At 61.7% G+C, this 1615-nt stretch carries 2 protein-coding genes; both read left to right on the plus strand.

Features of this window, described 5'->3' with window-relative positions:
* The first annotated feature begins 169 nt into the window (after positions 1-169).
* Positions 170-1159 carry a beta-ketoacyl-ACP synthase III gene (locus ACRXB1_RS35745; RefSeq protein ID WP_061999952.1) on the plus strand — a complete coding sequence of 330 codons (990 nt, stop codon included), beginning with the start codon at positions 170-172 and terminating at the stop codon, positions 1157-1159.
* A gap of 61 nt (positions 1160-1220) precedes the next feature.
* A partial coding sequence (locus ACRXB1_RS35750) for an ACP S-malonyltransferase (RefSeq protein ID WP_449494733.1) occupies positions 1221-1615 on the plus strand: 395 nt, incomplete at its 3' end.

The following is a 1615-nucleotide window of genomic DNA, read 5'->3' on the forward strand; positions in this document are numbered from 1 at the left end:
GATCGGAACGGGCAGCTACCTGCCGGCCGATCGTGTCACGAATCAGGATCTGGCCGACCGGCTGGCCAAACAGGGTGTTGAAACGAGCGACGAATGGATCGTTGCCCGCACTGGCATCCATGCCCGTGCAGCCGGGCGCACCGGGCGCCGCGCTACCCTCGAAGGCATAATGGCTCAATCGAATCTCTATTCCCGTGTGATCGGAACGGGCAGCTACCTGCCGGCCGATCGTGTCACGAATCAGGATCTGGCCGACCGGCTGGCCAAACAGGGTGTTGAAACGAGCGACGAATGGATCGTTGCCCGCACTGGCATCCATGCCCGTCATTTTGCCGCGGCCGACGAGACAACCAGCGAACTCGCACTGCACGCATCGCGCAACGCGATTGAAGCGGCGGGTATCGATCCTGAGTCGATCGACCTGATCATCGTGGCGACCTCCACCCCCGATTTCGTTTTCCCCAGCACGGCTTGCCTGCTGCAGAACAAGCTCGGCATCAAGAATGGCGGCGCCGCGTTCGATATCCAGGCCGTCTGCTCCGGGTTTGCGTACGCCGTCGCCACGGCGGACAGCTTTATCCGTGGCGGCATGAATCGCACGGCGCTGGTAGTCGGCGCTGAAACCTTCTCGCGCATCCTCGACTTCAACGACCGCACCACATGTGTGCTGTTTGGCGACGGCGCGGGGGCGGTCATCCTGCAGGCATCGGACGAACCGGGTGTGCTTTCGAGCGCGCTTCATGCCGACGGCAGCCATTCGAGCATTCTTTGCACACCGGGCAATGTGAACAAGGGCGTGATCGAAGGCAGCGCGTTCCTCCACATGGACGGCCAGGCGGTCTTCAAGCTTGCTGTGAAAGTGCTCGAGAAAGTAGCCGTCGAGGCGCTGGAGAAGGCGCAACTGACGGCCGGCGACATCGACTGGCTCATTCCCCATCAAGCCAACATCCGCATCATGGAAAGCACGGCGAAGAAGTTGCATGTGCCGCTCGAGCGCATGGTCGTGACCGTTGGCGAACATGGCAATACGTCGGCGGCATCGATTCCGCTCGCGTTCGACGTCGCCGTGCGCGACGGCCGCATCAAGCGCGGCCAGCATGTGCTGATAGAAGGCGTCGGCGGCGGCTTCACGTGGGGCGCGTCGGTCATCCGATACTGAACGTAGCCAGCGTTGCCAGCCGTATCAGCCATTCCGACCCATTCAATCGAGTAAGGACGTCATGAAATTCGCGTTCGTTTTTCCGGGACAAGGCTCCCAGTCGGTCGGCATGCTCAACGCATTTGCCGATCACGCCGTGGTGCGCGAAACCGTGCAGCAGGCATCCGATGCACTCGGCCAGGATCTCGGCAAACTGATTGCCGAAGGTCCGGCAGAAGACTTGGGCCTCACGACCAACACGCAACCCGTGATGTTGACCGCGGCTTATGCGATTTATCGTGTGTGGGAGAAGGAAACGGGTATGAAACCGGCGCTGGTGGCTGGACACAGTCTTGGCGAATATACGGCGCTAGTTGCCGCCAGCGCCTTGAAATTCTCCGATGCCATGCCGCCTTCGCCCACGGGCACCGCGCTTTGCATGGCCTGCGCGCGAAAACGCACGAGCGGCACGGCATC

This window comes from Caballeronia sp. M23-90 (assembly GCF_053574605.1).